21 protein-coding genes and 1 pseudogene are annotated in these 23,054 nt (G+C 60.5%); 13 read left to right on the top strand and 9 right to left on the bottom strand.

All coding sequences use genetic code 11. The features are described from left to right. Positions 1-238 precede the first annotated feature (238 nt). Positions 239-1,417, bottom strand: coding sequence for a delta-9 fatty acid desaturase DesA (gene desA, locus HU765_RS05870; protein ID WP_186619380.1), 1,179 nt, complete (start codon positions 1,415-1,417; stop codon positions 239-241). A gap of 146 nt (positions 1,418-1,563) precedes the next feature. Here desA and dibA point away from each other — a divergent pair, with 146 nt between their 5' ends. The 6 genes from dibA (at position 1,564) to HU765_RS05900 (ending at position 8,005) form a co-directional block, all read left to right on the top strand. Next, a complete protein-coding gene (gene dibA, locus HU765_RS05875; RefSeq protein WP_186619381.1) occupies positions 1,564-3,483 on the top strand; it encodes a phosphodiesterase DibA in 1,920 nt (639 codons plus the stop codon). Positions 3,484-3,782: 299 nt separating this feature from the next. After that, on the top strand, positions 3,783-3,965 hold the full coding sequence (gene oscA, locus HU765_RS05880) for a sulfur starvation response protein OscA (RefSeq protein ID WP_186548605.1): 183 nt from the start codon (positions 3,783-3,785) through the stop codon (positions 3,963-3,965). A 156-nt stretch (positions 3,966-4,121) separates the two neighbouring features. Then, positions 4,122-5,135, top strand: coding sequence for a sulfate ABC transporter substrate-binding protein (locus tag HU765_RS05885; RefSeq protein ID WP_186548603.1), 1,014 nt, complete (start codon positions 4,122-4,124; stop codon positions 5,133-5,135). 173 nt (positions 5,136-5,308) lie between these two features. Then, complete coding sequence (cysT, locus tag HU765_RS05890; RefSeq protein ID WP_007917680.1) at positions 5,309-6,127, top strand: sulfate ABC transporter permease subunit CysT; 819 nt, start codon at positions 5,309-5,311, stop codon at positions 6,125-6,127. Positions 6,128-6,139: 12 nt separating this feature from the next. Next, a complete protein-coding gene (cysW, locus tag HU765_RS05895) occupies positions 6,140-7,012 on the top strand; it encodes a sulfate ABC transporter permease subunit CysW (protein ID WP_007917679.1) in 873 nt (290 codons plus the stop codon). A gap of 3 nt (positions 7,013-7,015) precedes the next feature. Then, positions 7,016-8,005 carry a sulfate ABC transporter ATP-binding protein gene (locus HU765_RS05900; RefSeq protein ID WP_064361636.1) on the top strand — a complete coding sequence of 330 codons (990 nt, stop codon included), beginning with the start codon at positions 7,016-7,018 and terminating at the stop codon, positions 8,003-8,005. Between the two features lie 107 nt (positions 8,006-8,112). Here HU765_RS05900 and HU765_RS05905 read toward each other — a convergent pair whose 3' ends face one another. Further along, on the bottom strand, positions 8,113-8,637 hold the full coding sequence (locus tag HU765_RS05905) for an Mpo1-like protein (RefSeq protein ID WP_186619382.1): 525 nt from the start codon (positions 8,635-8,637) through the stop codon (positions 8,113-8,115). 84 nt (positions 8,638-8,721) lie between these two features. On the opposite strand from HU765_RS05905, the gene HU765_RS05910 reads away from it, so the two are divergent. Then, positions 8,722-9,399, top strand: a complete 678-nt coding sequence (locus tag HU765_RS05910; protein WP_186619383.1) for a Crp/Fnr family transcriptional regulator — start codon at positions 8,722-8,724, stop codon at positions 9,397-9,399. A 160-nt stretch (positions 9,400-9,559) separates the two neighbouring features. On the opposite strand, the gene uraH is transcribed toward HU765_RS05910, so the two are convergent. Beyond that, the gene (gene uraH, locus HU765_RS05915; RefSeq protein ID WP_186619384.1) at positions 9,560-9,970 is read right to left on the bottom strand and encodes a hydroxyisourate hydrolase; all 411 of its coding nucleotides are present in this window, start codon (positions 9,968-9,970) and stop codon (positions 9,560-9,562) included. 11 nt (positions 9,971-9,981) lie between these two features. Then, complete coding sequence (locus tag HU765_RS05920; RefSeq protein WP_186619385.1) at positions 9,982-10,467, bottom strand: heme-binding protein; 486 nt, start codon at positions 10,465-10,467, stop codon at positions 9,982-9,984. 136 nt (positions 10,468-10,603) lie between these two features. Here HU765_RS05920 and HU765_RS05925 point away from each other — a divergent pair, with 136 nt between their 5' ends. The 4 genes from HU765_RS05925 to HU765_RS05940 all read left to right on the top strand — a co-directional run bounded on the left by HU765_RS05925 (position 10,604) and on the right by HU765_RS05940 (position 14,238). Beyond that, positions 10,604-11,284: a heavy metal response regulator transcription factor gene (locus HU765_RS05925; protein ID WP_186548591.1), complete on the top strand. Its 681-nt coding sequence runs from the start codon at positions 10,604-10,606 to the stop codon at positions 11,282-11,284. Then, positions 11,274-12,662, top strand: coding sequence for a heavy metal sensor histidine kinase (locus tag HU765_RS05930; protein ID WP_186619386.1), 1,389 nt, complete (start codon positions 11,274-11,276; stop codon positions 12,660-12,662). Before HU765_RS05925 ends, HU765_RS05930 begins: the two co-directional genes overlap by 11 nt. Before the next feature lie 111 nt (positions 12,663-12,773). After that, positions 12,774-13,022 (top strand): helix-turn-helix transcriptional regulator, encoded by a 249-nt coding sequence (locus tag HU765_RS05935; protein ID WP_186619387.1) that lies wholly within the window; start codon positions 12,774-12,776, stop codon positions 13,020-13,022. Next, positions 13,015-14,238, top strand: coding sequence for a type II toxin-antitoxin system HipA family toxin (locus HU765_RS05940; protein ID WP_186619388.1), 1,224 nt, complete (start codon positions 13,015-13,017; stop codon positions 14,236-14,238). Before HU765_RS05935 ends, HU765_RS05940 begins: the two co-directional genes overlap by 8 nt. Before the next feature lie 3 nt (positions 14,239-14,241). Here the strand turns inward: HU765_RS05940 and HU765_RS05945 are convergent, their stop codons facing one another. After that, entirely contained in the window at positions 14,242-15,246 is a 1,005-nt protein-coding gene (locus tag HU765_RS05945; protein WP_186619389.1) for an AraC family transcriptional regulator, read from the bottom strand. A 100-nt stretch (positions 15,247-15,346) separates the two neighbouring features. Between HU765_RS05945 and HU765_RS05950 the strand changes: the two genes are divergently transcribed. Beyond that, complete coding sequence (locus HU765_RS05950; protein ID WP_186619390.1) at positions 15,347-16,420, top strand: fatty acid desaturase; 1,074 nt, start codon at positions 15,347-15,349, stop codon at positions 16,418-16,420. Between the two features lie 115 nt (positions 16,421-16,535). On the opposite strand, the pseudogene HU765_RS05955 reads toward HU765_RS05950, so the two are convergent. The 3 genes and pseudogenes from HU765_RS05955 to HU765_RS05965 all read right to left on the bottom strand — a co-directional run bounded on the left by HU765_RS05955 (position 16,536) and on the right by HU765_RS05965 (position 20,578). Further along, positions 16,536-18,153 (bottom strand): annotated as a pseudogene (locus HU765_RS05955) (arylsulfatase). 14 nt (positions 18,154-18,167) lie between these two features. Beyond that, on the bottom strand, positions 18,168-18,983 hold the full coding sequence (locus HU765_RS05960) for an ABC transporter ATP-binding protein (RefSeq protein WP_186548577.1): 816 nt from the start codon (positions 18,981-18,983) through the stop codon (positions 18,168-18,170). Next, the gene (locus HU765_RS05965) at positions 18,980-20,578 is read right to left on the bottom strand and encodes an ABC transporter permease (RefSeq protein WP_186619391.1); all 1,599 of its coding nucleotides are present in this window, start codon (positions 20,576-20,578) and stop codon (positions 18,980-18,982) included. Before HU765_RS05965 ends, HU765_RS05960 begins: the two co-directional genes overlap by 4 nt. A gap of 398 nt (positions 20,579-20,976) precedes the next feature. On the opposite strand from HU765_RS05965, the gene HU765_RS05970 reads away from it, so the two are divergent. Next, on the top strand, positions 20,977-21,990 hold the full coding sequence (locus HU765_RS05970) for an ABC transporter substrate-binding protein (RefSeq protein WP_186548572.1): 1,014 nt from the start codon (positions 20,977-20,979) through the stop codon (positions 21,988-21,990). 95 nt (positions 21,991-22,085) lie between these two features. Here the strand turns inward: HU765_RS05970 and HU765_RS05975 are convergent, their stop codons facing one another. Continuing rightward, the gene (locus tag HU765_RS05975) at positions 22,086-23,006 is read right to left on the bottom strand and encodes a LysR family transcriptional regulator (protein ID WP_186619392.1); all 921 of its coding nucleotides are present in this window, start codon (positions 23,004-23,006) and stop codon (positions 22,086-22,088) included. Positions 23,007-23,054 lie beyond the last annotated feature (48 nt).

The following is a 23,054-nucleotide window of genomic DNA, read 5'->3' on the forward strand; positions in this document are numbered from 1 at the left end:
CGGCACAGATCTCAAAGGGCGTGCCGCAATATCGACAACGGCCACAGAACAGCCCGCCGGGATGGCGAAGTGCTTTTGAGATAGGGGAATTTTGCCGAAGTTCCGCGATTTTGGTTGCGAGGTGGTGTGCTTCCGCCGGGTGGTACGGGTGACGCGTCTTTTGGAAAAACGCGTCACCCGATTTCGCGACTGCTGCGCAGCCGAACGGGGATAAATCCCCTCGCCACAGGGGCAGCGGTTACGCTGGACGCAGCGAGTAGGTTTTCAGCTGATCGGCAAATTCACGCAGGGACTGGATGCCGCTGGCCTCCGCCTCGTGAATCCATTCCTTGATGGCTGCGAGCATGTCGTGACCATTGGAGCTGGTCTTCACCCAGATCTGCTGCAATGCCAGGCGTTTTTCGTAAATGACCTTCAGCGCCTGACTGTGCTCGAGCATGCTCTGTATGCGCAGGTGATGACGATCTTCCAGCAGGCTGGTTTCCCGCGACAGCAGGCGCTTGGCCCGGTGGAACTGGTGGCGCACCGAATGATCGACCTTGGCCAGTTCCTGCTTGACCAGCGGACCGATGACCAGCTTGCGGTACTGGGCCATGATCTGGAAACGGTTGTTGAGGATCGCCATCGCGGTGTCCATGTCCAGGCTGCCCTTGCCTTCGACGCGGTGGGCAATCGGGGCGACGCGCTGCACCTTGGCCAGACCCAGGAAGCTGAAGACTTTGATCCACGCCCAACCGAGGTCGAATTCCCATTTCTTCACCGACAGCTTGGCCGAGTTGGGGTAGGTGTGATGGTTGTTGTGCAGTTCTTCGCCGCCGATCAGGATGCCCCACGGCACCAGATTGGTCGCCGCGTCGCGGCATTCGAAGTTGCGGTAGCCGATGGCATGGCCCAGGCCGTTGATCACGCCGGCGGCCCACACCGGGATCCACATCATCTGGATCGCCCAGATGGTGATGCCGATGGTGCCGAACAGCAGCAGATCGATCACGCCCATGATCGCCACGCCGAGCAGCGGGTAGCGGCTGTAAACGTTGCGTTCGACCCAGTCTTCAGGGCAGTTCTTGCCGTAGATGCGCAGGGTTTCCGGGTTCTGCGCTTCGGCGCGGTACAGCTCGGCACCGGTGCGCAGTACCGTGGAAAGGCCTTTGACGACCGGGCTGTGCGGGTCATCTTCAGTTTCGCATTTGGCATGGTGTTTACGGTGGATAGCGGTCCACTCGCGGGTGTTCTGCGCCGTGGTCAGCCACAGCCAGAAGCGGAAGAAATGTTTCAGGCCAGCGTTCAGCTCAAGCGAACGGTGCGCCGAATAGCGGTGCAGATAGACCGTGACGGCGACAATCGTCACATGGGTCATCAGTAAGGTGACTGCGACCAGAGACCAGGCCGACAAGCCAAGAAAACCTTCGTACCACATAGGCTATAGGGCCCTCGATAAAGATAAAAACAGCCGTTGCATTATCACTAAGCACACAGATAAAACCAGTCGCCCTTCAAGAGAAGCGTCGCTGGATGTTTCTTGACCTATAATTCCAACCTTTTTGTAGGGACATGGACAGTCGAATGCCTGCCACTTATCGCGATGCCTTGCGTGCAGCGCTGCTCTATCTGGTACTTGCCGTGGTCTGGCTGCAAGGCACTGATCATTTATTAAACAATTTCTTCCATGACCCCGTCGATGTTGTCCGATGGCAACTGATCAACGGTTATGTGCTGGCCGCGATCAGCGCCGGGCTGATTTTCGTGGCGCGGGCACGCCTGTGCGCGTTTATCGGCATCGGCGCGCGCTTGCGCGAGCGCCACGCTGACCGCGAGCGCCTGCGGCAGGCCGCCGCCGTGTTCGATTGCACCCGCGAAGGGGTGCTGGTCACCGATCGTCAGGGATTGATCGTCCACGTCAATCGCGCCTTTATGGCGATCACCGGTTATCAGCGCGACGAAGTGATCGGCCAGCAGCCCAGCCTGTTCAAGTCCGGCCACCACCCGCCGGGTTTCTATCAGGCGATGTTCGCCACGCTGAGCGCGTCCGGCGAGTGGAGCGGCGAAATCTGGAACCGTCGTAAAAGCGGCGAGATCTATCCGCAATGGCAAACCATCCGCGTCATTCACGATGACCAGGGCCGGCTCAGCCATTACGTGGCGGTGTTTTCCGATATTACCGCCATCAAGAATTCCGAGCAGGAACTCAAGCACCTCGCCCACCACGATCCGCTGACGGACCTGCCCAACCGCCTGCTGTTCAGCGACCGCGCCGAACAAGCGCTGGCGTCGGCCCAGACACACAGGCACGGATGTGCGCTATTGATGCTCGATCTGGATCATTTCAAGCTGATCAACGATAGCCTGGGGCATAACGTCGGCGATCGCCTGCTCAAGGCTGTGGCGGCGCGCTTGCAGGGCCTGTTCGGGGCGGGCATCACCCTGGCGCGGCTTGGCGGCGATGAATTCGCGCTGCTGCTGGAGCGTTGCCCACAGCCGGGACAGGCGGCGGCGTTGGCCCAGCGCATGCTCGATGCGCTCAAAGAGCCGTTCTGCATCGACGGCAATCAATTGTTCATCAATGCCAGTATCGGCATCAGTCTGTTTCCCAGTGACGCGCTGAACGCCGAGCAGTTGCTGCGCAATGCCGATGCGGCGCTGTCCAAGGCGAAAACCAGCGGGCGCAACGGTTATGCGCTGTACACCGAGGAACTCACCGCCCACGCCCAGCAGCGGGTCGAAATCGCCTTCGAATTGCGGCGCGCACTGGAGCAGCAGGAGCTGCGGGTGTACTACCAACCGGTGCATGACTTGCAGACCAGCCGACTGATCGGTGTCGAGGCACTGGTGCGCTGGCAGCATCCGCAGCGGGGGCTGGTGTCGCCAGCGGAATTCATTCCGATTGCCGAGCGCACCGGGTTGATCGCCGACATCGACGCCTGGGTGATGCAGCAGGCCTGCCGGCAGATGTGCCAATGGCAGCAGAGTGGCGTAGTGCTGTCGTTCGTCGCCGTGAACGTGTCATCGCGTTTGTTTGCCCGGCGTGAGTTGTACCAGCAAGTGGCGCAGGTGCTGCACGACACCGGGCTGGATCCGGCCTGCCTGGAACTGGAAGTCACTGAAAGTGCGGTGATGGATGATCCGGAAGTGGCGCTTGAGCAGATGCATCGCTTGCGAGAGCTGGGCGTGCGCCTGGCCATCGATGATTTCGGCACGGGTTATTCGTCGCTGCTGCGGCTCAAGCGTCTGCCGGTACAGAAGCTGAAGATCGATCAGGGTTTCGTCGCCGGGCTGCCGTGGGACGAAGACGATGCGGCGATTGTCCGGGTGATTATCGCACTGGCCCGGAGCATGGGGATGCAGGTGCATGCCGAGGGGATCGAGCAGGTTGAGCAGGCGGGGTTTCTGCAGGCGCAGGAATGTGATCTGGGGCAGGGCTACTGGTTTGGGCGGCCGGTGTCTGCGGATCGGCTTGATTGGGCGAAAACGCCATTGATTGGCTGAATAGACCTATATGGCTATCACCGATCCTGTGGCGAGGGGATTTATCCCCGTTGGACTGCGTAGCAGTCCCATTTTTTTGGGGTCGCTTCGCGACCCAACGGGGATAAATCCCCTCGCCACAAGTTCTCTTAACGATTTCAAATCAGCGCAAACCCCTTGCCGTCTCTCATATTGTTTTTCCGGTTATATAAACATTCTTAAATAGTCTTTTTAAGAATATCTGTGGCTCTCTTATATTGCTCCCACGCCGAACGCAGTGCCGCCACTGCCAGGCAAATCCCCTTCAAAGGAGCAGCACCATGAGCGCATCCCTTCGCAGCGTTGACGGTCAGGACGAAAACACCATCTTGCGTGAAATCCAGAGCGCCCTGCGCGATCTGCGGTTCGGCGCGGTGGAGATCACTGTGCACAACGCTCAGGTCGTGCAGATAGAACGCAAAGAGAAATTCCGTTTGCAGCAACCGGGCAAGCAACCGGGCTGAGATCAAAAGATCGTCCGATCGCGGCCCGAGCCTGCGGCAGTTCCTGCGGGGAGCTTGATGTGGGAGCTGCCGCAGGCTGCGATCTTTGAACCGACACACCCGATCTTCGCAATACATAAGAAAAAGCCACCACCGAGAATTCCAGGAGCTTTCACCATGTCGTCGATTCGCCGTTACGCTTTGGCTGCGCTGGCCAGTGCCGTGTTTGCCGGTTCCGCCGTTGCCAAGGATTACGAGCTGCTCAACGTGTCGTATGACCCGACGCGCGAGCTGTATCAGGATTACAACGCCGAATTCATCAAGTTCTGGCAGAAAGACCACGCTGGCGACACGGTGAAAATCCAGCAGTCGCACGGTGGCTCGGGTAAACAGGCGCGAGCAGTCATCGATGGCCTGCGTGCCGACGTGGTGACCCTGGCGCTGGCCGGCGACATTGACGAAGTGGCGAAACTCGGCAAGTCGCTGCCTGCCGACTGGCAGACACGTTTGCCGCAAGCGAGCACGCCGTACACCTCGACCATCGTGTTCCTGGTGCGCAAGGGCAACCCGAAAGGCATCAAGGACTGGGGCGATCTGATCAAGAATGACGTCTCGGTCATCACCCCTAACCCGAAAACCTCCGGCGGTGCCCGCTGGAACTTCCTTGCCGCGTGGGCCTACGGCCTGAAAGCCAACGGCGGTGACGAAGCCAAGGCCAAGCAATACGTGCAAACCCTGTTCAAGCACGTGCCGATCCTCGACACCGGCGCCCGTGGTTCAACCATCACCTTCGTCAATAACGGTCAGGGTGACGTGTTGCTGGCCTGGGAAAACGAAGCGTTCCTGGCGCTGAAAGAAGACGGCGGCGCTGACAAATTCGATATTGTCGTGCCTTCGCTGTCGATCCTCGCCGAACCGCCGGTGGCCGTGGTCGACAAGAACGCCGAGAAGAAGGGCAACGCGCAGATCGCCGAGGCCTACCTCAAGCATTTGTACAGCCCGGCCGGCCAGGAAATTGCCGCAAAGAACTTCTATCGTCCACGGGACAAGGACGTCGCGGCCAAATACGCCCAGCAGTTCCCGAAACTGGAGCTGGTGACCATCGACAAGGACTTCGGCGGCTGGAAATCCGCACAGCCGAAATTCTTCAACGACGGCGGCGTGTTCGACCAGATTTATCAGGCGCAGTAAGCTGACTTCAGCCTCACATCAAGCCTGAAGCCAGGCGCGGAAAATGTGGGAGCGAGCTTGCTCGCGAAAGCGGAGTGTCAGACGACGTAAAGTTGACTGATACTCCCTCTTCGCGAGCAAGCCCGCTCCCACATTGGTGCGTTCAGCGGAATGCTTTTTAACCAAGGACTTATATGTCGCGTCGTATCTCCCCCGTCATACCCGGCTTCGGGCTGACGCTGGGTTACACCTTGGTGTACCTCAGCCTGATTGTGCTTATCCCGCTGGCGGCGATGTTCGTCCACGCCGCCCAGCTGACCTGGGATCAGTTCTGGACGATCATCTCCGCACCGCGGGTGTTGGCGGCGTTGAAGCTGAGCTTCGGCACCGCGCTGTGCGCAGCGATCATCAACGGCATCATTGGCACGCTGCTGGCCTGGGTGCTGGTGCGCTACACCTTCCCCGGGCGCAAGGTGATCGACGCGATGATCGACCTGCCGTTCGCGCTACCCACGGCCGTGGCCGGCATCGCCCTGACCGCGCTATACGCGCCGGCCGGACTGGTCGGGCAATTTGCCGCTGACCTCGGCTTCAAGATCGCCTACACGCCGTTGGGCATCACCCTGGCGCTGACCTTCGTTACGCTGCCCTTCGTGGTGCGCACGGTGCAGCCGGTGCTGGCCGACATTCCTCGCGAAGTCGAAGAAGCTGCCGCCTGCCTCGGTGCGAAGCCGTGGCAAGTATTCCGCCACATCCTCGTACCCGCGCTGCTGCCCGCCTGGCTGACCGGTTTTGCCCTGGCATTTGCCCGTGGCGTCGGTGAGTACGGTTCGGTGATTTTCATCGCCGGCAACATGCCGATGAAAACCGAAATCCTGCCGCTGCTGATCATGGTCAAGCTCGACCAGTACGATTACACCGGCGCCACGGCCATCGGCGTGTTGATGCTGGTGGTTTCCTTTGTCCTGTTGCTGCTGATCAACTTGCTGCAGCGGCGCATCGAAACCCCATAAGGAGGCGCGAACATGTCCCAATCGTCTATTGCGGCCGCTTCCTCGGCCAATGCTGCGCGGCGCGGCAGCGCCACTTCGCGCAGAATCCTGATCGGTCTTGGCTGGCTGATCTTTTTCCTGTTTTTGCTGCTGCCATTATTCATCGTCGTATCGCAAGGTTTGAAGAATGGTCTCGGTGCATTCTTCACCGCAATCTTTGAACCGGATGCACTGTCGGCATTGAAACTCACCGTGTTCGCCGTGCTGATTTCGGTGCCGCTGAATCTGGTGTTCGGCGTCAGCGCAGCGTGGTGCGTGAGCAAGTACTCATTCCGCGGCAAGAGCATGCTGGTCACGCTGATCGATCTGCCGTTCTCGGTATCGCCGGTGATCGCCGGTCTGGTCTACGTGCTGATGTTCGGCGCCCAGGGCCTGTTCGGGCCGTGGCTGCAGGATCATGACATTCAGATTGTCTTCGCCCTGCCGGGCATCGTGCTGGCGACGATTTTCGTCACCGTGCCGTTCGTGGCTCGTGAACTGATTCCGCTGATGCAGGAACAAGGCACGCAGGAAGAAGAAGCCGCACGGCTGCTGGGCGCCAATGGCTGGCAGATGTTCTGGCACGTCACTGTGCCCAACATCAAGTGGGGCCTGATCTATGGCGTGGTGCTGTGTACCGCGCGGGCCATGGGTGAATTCGGTGCGGTGTCGGTGGTGTCCGGGCACATTCGCGGGGTGACGAACACCTTGCCGCTGCACGTCGAGATCCTCTACAACGAATACAACCACGTGGCCGCGTTCGCCGTGGCGAGCCTGTTGCTGATCCTGGCGCTCTTCATCCTGCTGCTCAAGCAGTGGAGCGAAAACCGTATCAACCGCCTGCGCGCCAGCGCCGCGGAGGAATAATTCATGTCGATCGAAGTGCGTAACGTCAGCAAGAATTTCAATGCGTTCAAGGCGCTGGACAACATCAGCCTGGACATCCAGAGCGGTGAACTGGTGGCGCTGCTCGGCCCGTCGGGCTGCGGCAAAACCACCTTGCTGCGGATTATCGCCGGTCTGGAAACCCCGGATCAGGGCAACATCGTTTTCCATGGCGAGGACGTTTCCGGCCACGATGTGCGTGATCGCAACGTCGGTTTCGTGTTCCAGCATTACGCCTTGTTCCGCCACATGACCGTGTTCGACAACGTCGCGTTCGGTCTGCGCATGAAGCCGAAAAACCAGCGCCCGAGCGAAAGCCAGATCGCCGCCAAGGTTCATGAACTGCTGAACATGGTGCAACTGGACTGGTTATCGGATCGCTACCCGGAGCAGTTGTCTGGTGGCCAGCGTCAGCGCATTGCCCTGGCCCGTGCCCTGGCGGTGGAGCCGAAAGTGCTGCTGCTCGACGAACCGTTCGGTGCCCTCGACGCCAAGGTGCGTAAAGAACTGCGTCGCTGGCTGGCGCGGCTGCACGAGGATATTAACCTGACGTCGGTGTTCGTGACCCACGATCAGGAAGAAGCGATGGAAGTCGCCGACCGCATTGTGGTGATGAACAAGGGCGTGATCGAACAGATCGGCTCACCGGGCGACGTCTACGAAAACCCGGCCAGCGATTTCGTTTATCACTTCCTTGGCGACTCGAACCGCCTGCTGCTCAGCGACGACAACCACGTGCTGTTCCGCCCGCACGAGGTGTCGCTGTCCAGACATGAACTGGAAGATCACCATGCCGCTGAGGTGCGCGATATTCGCCCATTGGGCGCGACGACGCGGGTGACGCTGAAGGTGGAAGGGCAGACGGATCTGATTGAGGCCGAAGTGGTCAAGGATCACGACAGCCTGATCGGCCTGGCCAAGGGTGAGACCTTATTCTTCAAACCCAAGGTCTGGCAAAAAGTCGCCAACCTTTAGAAGCAAAGCTTCGCGAGCAGGCTCGCTCCCACAGTGGATGGGTGTTGAACACAAAATTTGTGAACAACCAAAATCCCTGTGGGAGCGAGCCTGCTCGCGAATACGATCTAGACAGCCGCACGATTCGGATTGACCCGCACCGCTCCTGCCCGCGCTTCGATCGCCTGCTTCAACTCCTGCCGCATCCCGAGCAAAAACGCCAGTTCCGCCACGACAAACAACGGCCCGACAATCAACCCGCTGATGTCATCGACAAACGCCGGTTTGCGCCCTTCGTAGTGGTGCCCGACAAACTGGATCACCCAGCCCACCACAAACATCGCCAACCCGCTGCTCAGCCAGACCATCGTGCTCTGCTGCGCCAGGGCATGCCCGGCCCAGACCGACAGGCCCATCAGCACCGTCATCAACACGCCGAGCTTCAGTTCCAGGCGCAGATAAAACCACGCCGAGGCGAGCGCCACCACAACGGCGGGGGACAGCCACAACGGGCCCAGCGACCACTGCGGTCGCGACAACAAGACAGCCACCGCCACCACAATCAGCGGAATGCCGATAAAGTGGCTGGCAATGTTGCGCGGGTCGCGGTGGTAGGCGGCGTATTGACTGAGGTGATCGACGAGGCTTTTCATTGTTGTTCCTCCAGTAGGGTTGACCGCATCATCCCTCGGGATCCGCGTTCGCTCTGTCGGGCAGGCGACACTCCAGGAGTGGTTATGGAAATTCGTGCACGGCTGCTGAGCGGCCAGTGGTTCAGTCATCTGCCGGTGTCCTTTCAGGATAGCCTGCTGGCGCTGGCCCGCGAGCGGCGGCTGACGACGGGGCAGCGTCTGTTCCAGCGTGGCGATGCGCCGTGCGGTCTGTACGCGGTGCTCGACGGCGCCGTGCGCATCGGCGCGGTCAGCGAGCAGGGTAAAGAGGCGTTGCTGAGCCTGGTGGAGGCGCCGCACTGGTTCGGTGAAATCTGTCTGTTCGACGGCCAGCCACGCACCCATGACGCCTATGCCGTCGGCTCGTGCACCTTGCTGAATATTCCGCAGGCAGCGTTGCTCAAGCTGCTCGATGAACAGCCGCTGTATTGGCGGCATCTGGCGCTGCTGATGAGCCATAAGTTGCGCTTGGCCTTTATCAACCTTGAACAGCTGAGCCTGTTGCCAGCCCCGGCGCGTCTGGCCCATCGCTTGCTGATGATTGCCGAAGGCTACGGCGAACTCGAGGCGCCACGTCGTGTGCTGCAACTGCCGCAGGAGCAATTGGCGGCGATGCTCGCGCTGTCCCGGCAGACCACTAATCAGATCCTCAAGGATTTGCAGGGGCAGGGGATTATTGGTCTGGCGTACGGCGAAATCGAAATCCTCGATAGCGCGCGATTGCGTGCCTTGGCCACGATCTGAAAACTCACACCGACCCAATGTCGGGACTGGCACCTGTGGCGAGGGGATTTATCCCCGCTGGGGCGCGAAGCGGCCCTGAAATATGGGACCGCTGCGCAGTCCAACGGGGATAAATCCCCTCGCCACAGAGACCAGTTCCAACAAAGGATCTGTGTTTATTTTACGAGCCGCGATAGGTCGAGAAACCGTACGGGCTGAGCAGCAGCGGGATGTGGTAGTGCTGATCAGTCTGCTTCACCTGGAAGATCACCGGAATTTCCGGAAAAAACGTCTCGTGCCTGATCTTCTGGTAGTACTCGCCGGTCTTGAACACCACGCGGTATTCGCCCGCTTCGAAAGGCTGTTTGGCCGGGAACAGTTCGGCGATCCGCCCTTGCTCGTTGGTGATGCCTTGCGCGAGCGGTTGCCAGTTCTCACCGACGTGTTTTTCCAGGGTGACGTTGATGCCCGGTGACGGCAGGCCGTTTTCCAGGTTAAGCACGTGGACGCTCAGCGGATTGCCGGCGGCCAGCGCCAGGCTTGAAAAAGCGCTCAGGCCAAGGGCGGCGAGGGTCATGCGCAGGGTGGTCATGGAGGATCTCCTTAGTGGGAACGGGTGATGGTCAGGCCGGATTTGTCGGCTGCGGCGAGGGCGCAGTTTTCGTCTTGCTCGCCGCCGCCGGAACCGGCCACGCCGATGGCGCCGACCAATTCGCTGCCGGCGAACAGCGGGATGCCGCCGCCCAGCAACAGCAACTCGTCGAGGGTGTTGAGGTTGGCGGTTTCCGGGTTGCTGCGGGCGCGTTCGGCAAACAGCCGCGTCGGCGTCTTGGTCGACAGCGCGGTGTAAGCCTTGCGCTGGCTGGCGGCGGTGTTGTGCGGGCCGACGCCATCGCCACGCAGGGTCACCAAGAGGTTGCCGCCACGGTCGAGTACCGACACCGTGCCGGTGCAACTGCTCATCGCTTTATCGGCCAGCCAGCGTGCGGTTTTCGAATCGAGATCGGCGTGACGCGGCAGTTCAGGCGTGGCGACGGCGGCGCCGCTGAGGCCGATCATCAAGCTGGCGACAAGGTATTTGACGGTCATGTGCAGGCTCCGGATGGGAAGGCCTGCACCTTAGCTGGCGCACTTCGTCAGAACCTCGTCAGTCTGATTACAAGTTTGTAATGGGCAACGGCGCCGAACACGCCTAGCCTGTGTGCCTGATCAATCGAGGTGTGCCATGCGTTTGCTGGTTGTAGAAGATGAAGCCAAAACCGCCAATTTCCTCGCCAAGGGCCTGGGCGAGTCCGGGTTTGCCGTGGACGTGGCGCTCAACGGCCTCGATGGCCGTTATTTTATCGAACAGCAGGAATACGACCTGATCATCCTCGACGTCATGCTGCCCGGTCTCAACGGCTGGCAGTTGCTGCAGCTGATCCGCCAGCGCGGCGCCACGCCGGTGCTGTTTCTCACCGCCAAAGATGCCATCGAAGACCGCGTGCGCGGCCTCGAACTCGGCGCCGACGACTATTTGCTCAAACCCTTCGCCTTCGCCGAATTGCTCGCGCGGGTGCGCACGTTGCTGCGGCGCGGGCCGATGCGTGAAGCCGAGTCGTACAACATCGCCGACCTGGAAATCGACGTGCTGCGCCGCCGGGTCAGTCGCGGCGGCCAGCGCATTGCCCTGACCAACAAGGAATTCGCCCTGTTGCAGTTGCTCGCCAGCCGCCAGGGCGAAGTGCTCTCGCGCACGCTGATTGCCTCGCAGGTGTGGAACCTGAATTTCGACAGCGATACCAACATGGTTGAAGTTGCCGTGCGTCGTCTGCGCGCCAAGGTCGACGATCCGTACATGCCAAAACTTATCCACACCGTGCGCGGCGTCGGCTATCAGCTGGAAGCGCCGGACGATGCGGAGTAAGTCGATCGCCTGGCGCCTGGCGCTGGCCTTCGCCACGGTCTGCGCCTTGGTGCTGAGCGCAATTGGCGTGTTCCTCTACCGCTCGCTGGCCTCGGAATTGGCCTTTCGTGACGACATGGCCCTGCTCGGTCGCCTCGAACAAGTGCGCGCCTTGCTCGCCGACAGCGACAGCCTCGACGCCTTGCAGGCGCGGCCACGGCTGTATCAGAACATGCTCGGCAACCTCGACAGCCTGCTGCTGGTGCGTCGGGCTGACGGCTCCAGTGTCATCGCAATCAACCCGCGTCAGCGCGAGTTGCCAGCGCTGAACGCGCTGCCGCGAGAACAAATGCCGCAGCGCCGTGACGTGCTCACCTGGCAGGCCAGCGACGGCGCCGAACTGGCGCTGCTGTCCGGCCAGGCCCAAGGCCCCAACGGCGAAGGGCTGACGGTGATCGCCGGCAAAGTGCTCAGCGAGCGCGAGCAGATGCTCGGCAGTTATCGGCTGCGTCTGTATCTGTCTGTCGGCCTCGGCGCACTGCTCGCCTTTGCCTTGGGATTGCTCTTGCTGCGCCGGGGGCTGCAACCGTTGCGTCAGTTGAGCGAAGCGGTACGCAGCATCGATTTGCGCAGCCTTGATCGACGCCTGCCCGTCGAAGGCACGCCGACAGAACTGCGCGAACCCGTGCATGCGCTCAACGCCATGCTCGCGCGGCTGGACGACAGCGTGCAGCGTCTCTCGCAGTTCTCCGCCGACCTCGCTCACGAAATCCGCACGCCGTTGCACACCTTGCTGGCGAGCAACGGCCAGGCCCTGAACCATCCACGCAGCACGGCGGAATATCAGGAAGTGCTGGCCTCGAACATGGAAGAATTCGAACGGCTCAAGCGCATGGCCGAGAATCTGATGTTCCTTGCCCGCGCCGAACAGGCCGAACGCGCGCTCAATCTGCAGACCCTGAGTCTGCAAAACGTCGGCGACGAACTCTGCGACTACTTCGAAGCCCTGGCCGATGATCGTGGCCTCCAACTGCAAAACCGCATGCACGGTGAACTGCTCGCCGACCAGCAACTGCTGCAACGCGCCCTCGGCAACCTGTTGGCCAACGCCGTCCGCCACGCCGACCCCGGCACCCTGATCAGCCTGCAACGCCGCGATGAACCGGGTATGTGCTGGCTGCAAGTGCACAACCACGGCCCGGCAATTGCGCCGGAGCATCTGAACAAACTGTTCGACCGCTTTTATCGCGTCGACCCTTCGCGTGCGGAACCGGGGGATTCGGGTGGGTTGGGGCTGGCGATCGTGCGGTCGATCATGCAGTTGCATGGCGGGCGGGTGCGGGTGAGTAGTGATGCAGCCGGGACGTTGTTTGAGTTAGGGTTTGGGATTCGGTGCTAAGGCATTAGCGATGGCTGACCATCTACGCTAAGCTCATCAATATGCATCGTTTAGGATGCACTTTTACCTTTTAGGTGTATTTGCATCGTAAACAATGCATTTGGAGCGGTGATGGAAAAGATTGGTGAGTTGATCAGAAGCTTGCGTAAGGCTCAAAAATTGTCTCAACAAGCTTTGGCGCAGCAATACGGCATGAGCCGCGCAACGATTTCGGGGATTGAAAACAACACAATTCCGGAAATCGGCCTGCGCAAAGTCGAAGCGATTCTTAACGGATTCGGTTACGAATTGGCCGCAATTCCCCGCGTCTCTCGTCGTCCGACGCTCGACACGCTGCGAAAGGTGAACTTCCATGACTGAGGCTTTGGACCGCTTGCGGGTCAGTGTCGGCGGCTGTGAGGTTGGAACGTTGGGGCGCGGGCACGCAGATGTCGATAGCGTGTTCAGCTACCGGAACGATGCGACTGATGAAAATTCCGTTTCGCTGACGATGCCGACTCGCTTGGAAAGTTATGGCTGTGAGCGCGGCATCCATCCGATATTCGAGATGAATCTTCCCGAAGGTGCGTTGCGCGATGAGTTGGTTCGGCGTTTCAGCAAAGCCGTGCGCGGCTTCGATGACTTCGCTTTGCTGGGCATCGTCGGCCCACATCAACTCGGCCGCCTTTCGATCGCGAGCGCATCGACAACTGATCGCCCTCCTGAGACCTCGCTGGCTGAATTGCTGGTTCATGATGGTGCGCAAGGTTTGTTCGAGGATCTTTTGCAGACCTATGGAGAATATTCCGGTGTTTCAGGCGTCCAGCCCAAGGTGTTGGTGCGTGACAGTGCCGCTGCGATAGACCGACTGACTCACCGAGGCTCAACTCATCTGGTCAAAGCGTTTCGTGCCGAAGAGTATCCCGAACTGGCGACCAACGAATATTTCTGCATGCGCGCTGCGCAGCTTTGTGGCCTTGACGTGCCGCATTTCGAGCTCAGCGAGCACGGCAAATTTCTCGTCATCGAGCGTTTTGATTTGAGCGACAGCGGATACCTCGGTTTCGAAGACTTTTGCGTCCTCAACGGCTGGCCGTCGAAGGCCAAATACGACGGCTCTTACGAAGGGGTAGCACGGCAGATCAACGCGTTTGTTTCACCCTCACTGCTCCAGAATGCGCTGGAAGCTTTCTTCAAAATTGTCGCGTTATCAGCGGCATTGAAAAATGGCGATGCTCACCTGAAAAATTTTGGTGTGCTGTATGAAGATTGTGCAGAGCGCTCGTTGGTCAGGCTTGCTCCGGCGTACGACATCATCACCACATCGGTCTACATCAAGAGCGATAGCATGGCACTACTGCTGGGCGGTTCGAAGGCGTGGCCCAAGCATAAAATGCTTATGAAGTTTGGTCGTTCGGCCTGTAATCTGAGTGAAGCGAGTTGCAACCAGTTACTGCAAATGGTCGCGAAGGGCGTACAGGAAGCAATGGGCGAAATGGCGGAGTACAGCGCAAATCATCCTGCCTTCGCTGAGGTGGGCGCTGCAATGATCGAACAATGGTCGGCCGGTCTGGCGCGTAGCCTGCTCAATAGTTGAAACTCAACGCAACTGATCGCGAAACTGCCCCGGCGTCATCCCCGTCCAGCGCTTGAACGCGCGGCTGAAGCTGCTGGTGTCGGCGAACCCCAGAAGATAGCTGACCTCACTCAACGAGCACTGCGGATCGCGCAGGTGCAGCAGCGCCAGATTCTCGCGGCTTTCGTTGAGCAGGGTGTCGAAGCGGCAACCCTCATCCGCCAGATGCCGTTGCAGGCTGCGCAGGCTCAGGTGCAACGCCTGGGCGATGCGTTCGGCGCTCGGTTCGCCTTCGGGTAATTGTTCTTCAATGGCATCGCGCACCTTGCGTTCCCAGGTCAGCGGTTTGAGCTGGGCCATGGTGCGTTTGAGCACGGCTTCGTTGTGTTCGGCCAGTTCCGGGTTGGCGTCGTCGAGGTGGCTGTCAAAGTCGGCGAGGGCGAACTCCAAACGATCTTCATTGCAGCCGAAATGCACGGGGGCGCGGAAGACTTTGTGCCATTGCTGGGCGTCGCTCGGCTCAGGGCGGCGCAGATAGACCGCCAGTGGCGCGTAATCGCGACCGAGGCGATTGCGGCAGGTGCGCACGTAGATTGCGGTGAACGCATCGATGGCTTCAAAGGCCGGCGCCGGATTGCCTGACGGAACGTTCAGGCGAAATTGATAGCGGTCGGCGTTGCGGCTCAGCTCAAGCTCCAGCGCATCGCTGACCACCGGGTGATAACGTACGATCCGTTCGAACACCTCGCGCAAGCTACCGCTGGCCACCAGCGCATAACCCAGCGCGTGGAAGGTGGTCGGGCTGACAAAACGTGACACGCGCAGGCCCAGAGCCGGGTCGCCGCTGGCTTCGACGGCGAGCGCCCAGAGGCGCGTGGTGCCGGACAGCGGGTAGCGCGCGTTGGGGTCGTCCATCAACGCCGGATCGAGTCCGGCCTGTTGGCACAGGGCAAGACTGTCCAGCCCCAGCGCGTCGAGTTGCTTGCGCAAGGCACGGGTCCAGCTGGCGAGGGAGGTCGGTTCCTTCATGCTGATTGGCGCTTCCGGTCAACAGGTTGGCGTGCTCGGCTACCGCGTTTCGAACCCGGCCGAGGCAGGATGCGGACATCGATAACCAGAGGATGGGAGCATGGACGGTACTTCTGCAAGTCCCCAGCGACACAATGCTGTGCTGCGATCGGCGCATATTCGCGAGGTGGTGCTGGCCAAGGGCGTGGAATTGCGTGAGCGTTATCCGATTCTGCGGCATCAGGATGCCCTCGGCGCGGGAATACTGGCTTTCGCCCTGGCCGGGATGATCGGTTCGGCGGCGCTGTACGTCACGGGCCACATGGCGTGGTGGGTGTGCCTGTTGCTCAACGCGTTTTTCGCTTCGCTGACCCATGAGCTTGAGCACGACTTGATCCACAGCATGTATTTCCGCAAGCAACGCGTGCCGCACAATCTGATGATGGGCCTGGTGTGGCTGGCGCGACCGAGCACGATCAACCCGTGGATTCGTCGCCATCTGCACCTCAATCACCACAAGGTGTCCGGCACCGAAGCCGACATGGAAGAACGCGCGATCACCAACGGTGAGCCGTGGGGATTGGCGCGGCTGCTGATGGTCGGTGATAACGTCATGTCAGCGTTCATTCGCATGCTGCGGGCCAAGACCTGGGCGCACAAGCTGAGCATTCTCAAACGCGTTGTGAAAGTCTACGCACCGCTGGCGCTGCTGCATTGGGGCGCGTGGTATGTGTTTCTCGGGTTTCACGCGGCCAACGGCATTGGCTACGTGCTGGGCGCGCCAATCGAGTGGTCCGCCACCACGTTGTCGGTCATGCAGGTGGTCGATATCGCGGTGGTGGTGATCATCGGCCCGAACGTGCTGCGCACCTTCTGCCTGCATTTCATCAGCTCGAACATGCATTACTACGGCGATATCGAACCGGGCAATGTGTTGCAGCAATGTCAGGTGTTGAACCCGTGGTGGCTGTGGCCGTTGCAGGCGTTCTGCTTCAACTTTGGCAGCAGTCACGGGATTCATCATTTCGTCGTCAAGGAGCCGTTTTACATCCGCCAGATGACCGTGCCGGTGGCGCACAAGGTGATGCGCGAGATGGGGGTGCGCTTTAATGATTTCGGCACGTTTGGGCGGGCGAACCGGTTTGTGCGCCGGGCTGAAGGGGTGAACGAAGAGGTACGTACAGCTCAGGCCTGATGGGTTGTTTTTAAAGGCCTCTTCGCGAGCAAGCCCGCTCCCACATTGGATCTGTGATTGACACAAATCCCCTGTGGGAGCGGGCTTGCTCGCGAAGGCGTCAGATCAGGCGACATCAATCCGGCTGAAACGGCGAAGCACTCAGGATCACCCCGGTCTCTTCCACATAGCGCTGCCAATGCCCGATCAATGCATCGAGCTTGTCCGGCTGACTCAACGCCAAGTCATGAATCTCACCCGGGTCACTCGCCAGATCATAAAGCTGCCAGTTCGCCGGCCCCACCGGTCCGGGAATAAATACCGCTTTCCAGGACCCCTGGCGGATCGCCCGGCGTCCGAACAATTCCCAACCCGTCACCGTGTGTTCGTCATGCACCTGCGCGGTCTCGCCGGACAAAAAGCCCAGCCACGACTTCCCGCGTAACGGCGCCACCGCTTTGCCTTTCCACTGTTTGCCGGGATGGCGCACGCCGGCCAGATCGAGAATGGTCGGGGTGATGTCCATCACCGTACCGAAGCCGTGGCTGATCTGCCCTTTGAGCGGCAGCTGCGGATAGTGCAGCAGCGCCGGTACACGAATCCCGCCCTCGGTTGTAAACGCCTTGAACAGCCGCGACGGTGCGGTCGCTACCTGCGCCCAGTTCGGCCCGTACCAGACGTAGGAGTTGGCCCGGCCGATGTTGTCGAGGCTGTTGTCGTAATGCTGGTTGAGGTAGGTCATCAGCTCCGGGCCGAACTTGGGAAACGCTTCGAGCAGCGCGCCTTCGGCACCGTTATCGGACATGAACAGAATGAAGGTGTTATCGAGCTGGCCCTGCTGGCGCAGGTAATCGACGACCCGGCCGATGTTCCAGTCCATGCGTTCGACCATCGCCGCGTAGACTTCCATTGCCCGTGCGGAAATCTGCTTTTGCTCTTTGCTCTTTGCTCAATGCGTCCCACTGCGCACTGAGCTGGATCAGCGGATGCGGTTCGACATCCGCCTCGATCAGCCCCAGAGCCTTGAGTTTTTCCAGGCGTTCGAGGCGCAGCACTTCGGGGCCGGCGTCATAGCGACCGCGGTATTTCTCGACGATGTCGGCGGGTGCCTGCAACGGCCAGTGCGGCGCGGAGAATGGCAGATAAGCAAAGAATGGTCGGGTCTGGTCGCGCTCCTTGAGGTATTGCAGCAGCTTGTCGCCGAAGGCATCGGACGAATAGAAATCCTTGGGCAACTCGTCGAGAAATTGATCGTCCTCGATGTACAGCGCCGGTGTCGATTTCAGCAGGCCCGGTGTTTGTTCATCGTAGGTCGGCTCGAAACCATAGTGGTTGGCGGCGCCCGGCAGCAGCGAAAACGAGCGTTCAAAACCCCGCGCATGTGGGGCGAGTTCGGCCTTCAGACCGAGGTGCCATTTGCCGCTCATCAAGGTTTGGTAGCCGGCCTCGCGCAGCAGCTCGGGCAAGGCGACGACGCGGTCGTTGAGGTAACCCTCGTAACCGGGTTTGCCGATCAGTTCCGGAGTGAGTGCTTCGGCCATGGTGCCGATGCCGGCGATGTGGTGATCGGTGCCGGTCAGCAGCATCGAGCGCGTCGGCGAGCAGGTCGGTGCGGTGTGAAAGTCGGTCAGGCGCAGGCCATTGTGGGCCAGGGCATCGAGGTTCGGCGTGGCGATTTCGCCGCCGAACGCACCGATGTCGGAGAAGCCTAAATCGTCGGCCAGAATCACCAGAAAATTGGGGCGTTGCGGCATGGCGGAACTCCTGTTCAGCAGGCAATGAACGTCAGCGGCAGATCGCGGATCTGCACCGGTGCGCTCGGTTGGTAATGGTCATCATTGGTCAGTTCGTGCAGCAGTTCTTCGCGCAGTTGATGGAAGTCGAAACTGCTGCGCTGACGTGGATGGGGCAGGGCGATGTCGACCACTTGCTTGATCCGCCCGGGGCGCGGCTCCATCACCACCACGCGGTCGGCAAGAAAAATTGCTTCCTCGACATCGTGGGTCACCAGGATTGTGGTGATTTTTGCTCGTTCGCGAATCGCCAGCAGCTCGTCCTGCATTTGCTGGCGGGTCAGTGCGTCGAGGGCGCCGAAGGGCTCGTCGAGCAGCAGGATCCTCGGGCTGGCGACCAGGCCTCGGGCAATTGCCACGCGCTGTGCCATGCCGCCGGAGAGCTGATGCGGGTAAGCGCGGGTAAAGTCGCGCAGGCCGACCAGATCGATGAAATCGCTGATGCGCTGTTGCTTTTGCGCCGCACTCAGCGGCTCGTTGACCAGGCCCAGGCCGATGTTGTCGGCAACGGTCAGCCAGGGAAACAAACGGTGCTCCTGAAAGACGATGCCGCGCTCGCCGCCGATGCCGCTGACGGCTTTGCCATCGACGTCGATCTGCCCGCGAAATTGCGTATCGAGGCCGACCAGCAACCGCAGCAGGGTAGATTTGCCGCAGCCGCTGGAGCCGACAATGGCGACGAATTCGCCCTCGGCGATGTCCAGGTTGAATTCACGAATGGCCTCCAGCTCGAAACCGTCGACGTCGAAGGATTTGCCTACGTGGTTGAAGCTGACAATCGGTGCGTTCATGCGTGTCTCCAGCGAGTGGCGCGAATTTCCAGGCGTTGGCCAATCTGGTTGAGCAAGGCGCCGGTGAGGCCGACCAAGAGCATGCCGGCCATGATCAGATCCATGCGCAGCAGTTGCTGTGCGCCGATCATCTGGCTGCCGATGCCACCGTTGGACGGCATGAAATATTCGGCGCCGATGGTGCCAAGCCAGGCGTAAATCAGGCTTAGCCTGAGTCCGGCGAAAATCCCCGGCGCAGCGCCCGGCAGCACCAGCCGACGCAGGCGCTGGCCGAGGCTCAGGCGCAGCACTTGCGCCGCTTCGTTGAGCTGCGGCGACAGGTTGGCGACGCTGCGCTGGGTGGCGATAAACAGCGGAAAAAACCCGGCGAGGGCGACGAATACCCACTTGGCCAACTCACCGAGACCGAACCACGCCGTGAGCAGCGGCACCCAGGCGAAAATGGCGATCTGGCGCAACGCGGCAAGGGTCGGGCCGAGCAAGCGTTCGCTCAAACGCGACAGTCCCAGCAGCAGGCCCAGGGCGAAACCGAGTCCGCCACCGAGCAGCAAGCCGCCGAGGGTGCGGCTCAAACTCAACGCCATGCCGTTGGCCAGCGTGCCGTCGAGCAGGCCATCCCATGTCGTGCTCACCACGGCCACAGGGCTGACCAGAATATTCGCGTCGACCCACTGCTGATCATTCGCCACCTGCCACAGCGCCAGCAAGCCCAGTGGCAACAGCCACGGTTGCAGGCGCTGCCAGCCCTGATAACGCGGGCCGCGGCGAATTTCCGCGGTGGCCGGATGCGGCCAGTGCACCAGTTTACGGTCAAGCAAACCGATGCCGCGATCCATGGCCACGCCGATCAGCCCGATGATCACGATGCACACGAACACGATATCGAGCATGAACAGCTGCCGCGCCCAGACCATCAGGTAACCGATGCCTTCGCTGGAGGCGAGCAGCTCGACCGCCAGCAGCGATGTCCAGCCGGCGGCGAGTGCCAGGCGCACACCGGCCATGAACGCCGGCAGCGCAGCAGGAAGTACCAGCCGACGAATCAACAGACGCGGCGGCAGGCGCAACACGGCGGCGGCTTCGCGCAGTTTCGGTTGCGCATCGCGTACGCCGACCAGCGTGTGCAGGGTCACCGGTACGACGATGGCTTTGATCAGTACCACCAGTTTCAACACTTCGCCGATGCCGAAAAACACCATGAACAGCGGAATCCACGCCAGCGTCGGCACCTGCGCCAACCCGGCGAAGGTCGGGAAAATCAAGCGCTCCAGACGCCGACTGAAACCCAGCGTGGCCCCCAGCATCGCGCCTGCCGAAATACCTCCAAGCAAACCCCAGAACAGCCGTTGCAGGCTGATCCACAAATGACTCCATAGCTCGCCTTGCGCAAGTTCGACAGCGCTGCTCCAGACCAGCGATGGCGTCGGCAGAATCTGCTCGCTCATCCACTGATTGCGCGCGGCCAACCACCACAGGGCAAAAAGACTGATGGGCAGCAGCCAGGGCAACAGACGCTGGTTCAGACTTGGCCAGGAGCGGCGGCTTTTCAGCGGCGGCGCGGCCAGCGGCAGGCTGAGCAGGGATTGACGGGCCATGGGTGACCTCCGTTGTCGGGTTGCATGACGAACCGCTTTGCCTCTGTGGGAGTGGGCTTGCTCACGAAGGCGTAGTGTCAGGTGCCAGTGATGGTGGATGGCACAGGGTCTTCGCGAGCAAGCCCGCTCCCACAGATGACGTGCGGTTATGCAATATTGGTCTAACAAAATTCAAATCAATTCTATTAAGAGATAAGCAAGACCATTTAAGGCTTCCAGGGCGACGCGCATCCAATGCATTCGAAGAATATTTTCGATGTCCTTAATGCATACGCCGCTACAGCCCCCGGCTACGCTTGCTTAGCGCAAAAAACTATAAAAATGTGCATTTATAGTATTTAAGTGAAGGTGCGCATTCAGCCTACTTTCGGCTTCTCAGCGATCAAGGAGCCGCACCCATGAACCTTCCCTTCAAACGTGTCATCAGCCTGTTGGCCGCCCCGGCACTGGCAGGATTGCTTGCGCTCAGTGCGCAGGCCGAGGAGCTCAAGGAGATTCGCATCGCCGTGCCCGACCTCAGCGCCGGTACGCAGCACAGCGGCGGCGGTATCGTTGATGTGTTGCGCGATCAGCAGATCTTCGAAAAGGCCTTCGCCGAGCAGGGCATCAAGATTCAGTGGAGCTTCTTCAAGGGCGCCGGACCGGTGATCAACGAGGCGTTTGCCAATGGCCAGGTGGATCTGGCCTATCTCGGTGATCTCGCCGCGATCATCGGCAAATCGAACGGCCTGGACACGCGCTTGCTTAGCGCGTCCGCGCGCGGCGTCAAGCAATACCTTGGCGTGGTGCCGGGTTCGGGAATCAAGACCCTGCAGGATCTCAAAGGCAAACGCGTGGCGATCTTCCGTGGGACGGCGACGCAGCTGTCGTTCGATGCGGCGCTGGCGAGCCAGGGCTTGAGCGAGAAGGATGTGAAAGTCATCAATCTGGATTTCAACGCAGCGGTGTCGGCGCTCGCGGCCAGACAGATCGATGCCTCGTGGGGCAGCTCCGCTTTGAGTGCTTTGCAAGCCAAAGGCCTGGCGGAGTTGCCGCTCAACACCAAAGACCTTGGCGGCGCTGGTAGCGTGCAGGCGGTTTTGCTCGGCAACGGCAAGTTTGTCGACGCGCACCCTGAAGTCATCGCCAGACTGCTCAAGGCGCAACAACAGGCTGTGCAATGGCTGACTCAGGACAGCAACAAAGACGCCTATGTACAGTTGGTGTCGGGGCTGGCGAGCTATCCGCCAGTGATCCTCGCTCAGGATCTGAAAGATCAGAATCTGAGCGAGATTTTCCCCTCGACGCTGGACCCGGTGTTCCTCAGCAGCCTGCAGGACAAGGTCGACCTGGCGGCGCAGCAGAAGCTGATTCGCAAACCGTTCAAGGTCAGTGATTGGGTGGCGCCTGAGCTTTCTGCAGCGCAACTTTGAATTTTCGGCGTCTGGTCTGGCGCTATCGCGAGCAGGCTCACTCCTACATCTGGAATGCGTTCCCCTGTAGGAGTGAGCCTGCTCGCGATGGCGTTCTAAACAGCAACGCGATCTTCTTGGCGATCCACCGCCACCAGCGTCTCGATCATCGCCCGGGCCGCCGGTGACAGACGAAACCCGGTGCGGCTGACGATGCCGCAGCGTGCGTTCATGCTCTCAAGGTTTTGTGGCAGGTTGCGCCAGTGCAATAACACCAGCGAACCCTTGGCGACGTCCTCGACAAATGCCTCCTCCGTGCCGACACCGATCGCATTGGATTGCAACACGACTTTGACCAGTGCCGGAAAGTGCTCGGTTTCGATGGTTGGCGAAAAATCGATGCGCCCGCTGAGGTTCGCCAGCAGCTTGCGAATGCCCGGCGGGATCAGCGTGGCGGCCAGCGGGTAGTCGAACATGTCGTTGGTCGACAGGCTTTCCTTGGCCAGCAACGGGTGCCCCGGTCGGCAGAAAAACACCCCGCGCTTGGGCGTCAGCGGTTGGGTCTGAAAGTTCGGATCGGCCTCGAAATGGCGGATGTCGGCGATGAAGAATTCGATCTCTTCGCGGCTCAGCGCTCGGCTGAGTTTTTCCCAGTTGTCCACCTGGAAGCAGGTGCGTACTTTCGGGTGCGCGTTGATGAACTGCGCCACCGCATCCGGCACCAGTTTCACCGCCGGCGCCGGGCCGCAACCGAAGTGCACTTCGCCGGCATCGAGCTTGGTCATCTGCGTCACTTCGGCGCTGAGCAACGCCGCGCCCTGTACCAGGGTCAGGGCGTGTTGCAGCACGACCTGACCTTCTGGCGTCGGGCGCAAATCCTTGTTGCCGCGATCGACCAATACGCAGCCGAACTCCTGCTCAAGCCCTTGGATGCTGCGGCTGAACGCCGGTTGGGTGATGCCCATCGCGTCTGCCGCACGGACAAAACTGCGGTGCTCATTGAGGGCGATGAAGTAGCGCAACTGGCGAAGGTCCATATGCTTTTCTGGCATCCTAAAAATAGCTCGAAGGCATTTGCGACGAGG

This window comes from Pseudomonas sp. SWRI81, from assembly GCF_014268545.1.
Lineage (GTDB): Bacteria > Pseudomonadota > Gammaproteobacteria > Pseudomonadales > Pseudomonadaceae > Aquipseudomonas > Aquipseudomonas hamedanensis.

What these genes read in the sequence shown, in the direction of transcription:
- desA (WP_186619380.1), bottom strand. Translation starts at nt 1,417, where the DNA reads ATGTGGTACGAAGGTTTTCTTGGCTTGTCGGCCTGGTCTCTGGTCGCA.
- dibA (WP_186619381.1), top strand. Translation starts at nt 1,564, where the DNA reads ATGCCTGCCACTTATCGCGATGCCTTGCGTGCAGCGCTGCTCTATCTG.
- oscA (WP_186548605.1), top strand. Translation starts at nt 3,783, where the DNA reads ATGAGCGCATCCCTTCGCAGCGTTGACGGTCAGGACGAAAACACCATC.
- HU765_RS05885 (WP_186548603.1), top strand. Translation starts at nt 4,122, where the DNA reads ATGTCGTCGATTCGCCGTTACGCTTTGGCTGCGCTGGCCAGTGCCGTG.
- cysT (WP_007917680.1), top strand. Translation starts at nt 5,309, where the DNA reads ATGTCGCGTCGTATCTCCCCCGTCATACCCGGCTTCGGGCTGACGCTG.
- cysW (WP_007917679.1), top strand. Translation starts at nt 6,140, where the DNA reads ATGTCCCAATCGTCTATTGCGGCCGCTTCCTCGGCCAATGCTGCGCGG.
- HU765_RS05900 (WP_064361636.1), top strand. Translation starts at nt 7,016, where the DNA reads ATGTCGATCGAAGTGCGTAACGTCAGCAAGAATTTCAATGCGTTCAAG.
- HU765_RS05905 (WP_186619382.1), bottom strand. Translation starts at nt 8,637, where the DNA reads ATGAAAAGCCTCGTCGATCACCTCAGTCAATACGCCGCCTACCACCGC.
- HU765_RS05910 (WP_186619383.1), top strand. Translation starts at nt 8,722, where the DNA reads ATGGAAATTCGTGCACGGCTGCTGAGCGGCCAGTGGTTCAGTCATCTG.
- uraH (WP_186619384.1), bottom strand. Translation starts at nt 9,970, where the DNA reads ATGACCACCCTGCGCATGACCCTCGCCGCCCTTGGCCTGAGCGCTTTT.
- HU765_RS05920 (WP_186619385.1), bottom strand. Translation starts at nt 10,467, where the DNA reads ATGACCGTCAAATACCTTGTCGCCAGCTTGATGATCGGCCTCAGCGGC.
- HU765_RS05925 (WP_186548591.1), top strand. Translation starts at nt 10,604, where the DNA reads ATGCGTTTGCTGGTTGTAGAAGATGAAGCCAAAACCGCCAATTTCCTC.
- HU765_RS05930 (WP_186619386.1), top strand. Translation starts at nt 11,274, where the DNA reads ATGCGGAGTAAGTCGATCGCCTGGCGCCTGGCGCTGGCCTTCGCCACG.
- HU765_RS05935 (WP_186619387.1), top strand. Translation starts at nt 12,774, where the DNA reads ATGGAAAAGATTGGTGAGTTGATCAGAAGCTTGCGTAAGGCTCAAAAA.
- HU765_RS05940 (WP_186619388.1), top strand. Translation starts at nt 13,015, where the DNA reads ATGACTGAGGCTTTGGACCGCTTGCGGGTCAGTGTCGGCGGCTGTGAG.
- HU765_RS05945 (WP_186619389.1), bottom strand. Translation starts at nt 15,246, where the DNA reads ATGAAGGAACCGACCTCCCTCGCCAGCTGGACCCGTGCCTTGCGCAAG.
- HU765_RS05950 (WP_186619390.1), top strand. Translation starts at nt 15,347, where the DNA reads ATGGACGGTACTTCTGCAAGTCCCCAGCGACACAATGCTGTGCTGCGA.
- HU765_RS05960 (WP_186548577.1), bottom strand. Translation starts at nt 18,983, where the DNA reads ATGAACGCACCGATTGTCAGCTTCAACCACGTAGGCAAATCCTTCGAC.
- HU765_RS05965 (WP_186619391.1), bottom strand. Translation starts at nt 20,578, where the DNA reads ATGGCCCGTCAATCCCTGCTCAGCCTGCCGCTGGCCGCGCCGCCGCTG.
- HU765_RS05970 (WP_186548572.1), top strand. Translation starts at nt 20,977, where the DNA reads ATGAACCTTCCCTTCAAACGTGTCATCAGCCTGTTGGCCGCCCCGGCA.
- HU765_RS05975 (WP_186619392.1), bottom strand. Translation starts at nt 23,006, where the DNA reads ATGGACCTTCGCCAGTTGCGCTACTTCATCGCCCTCAATGAGCACCGC.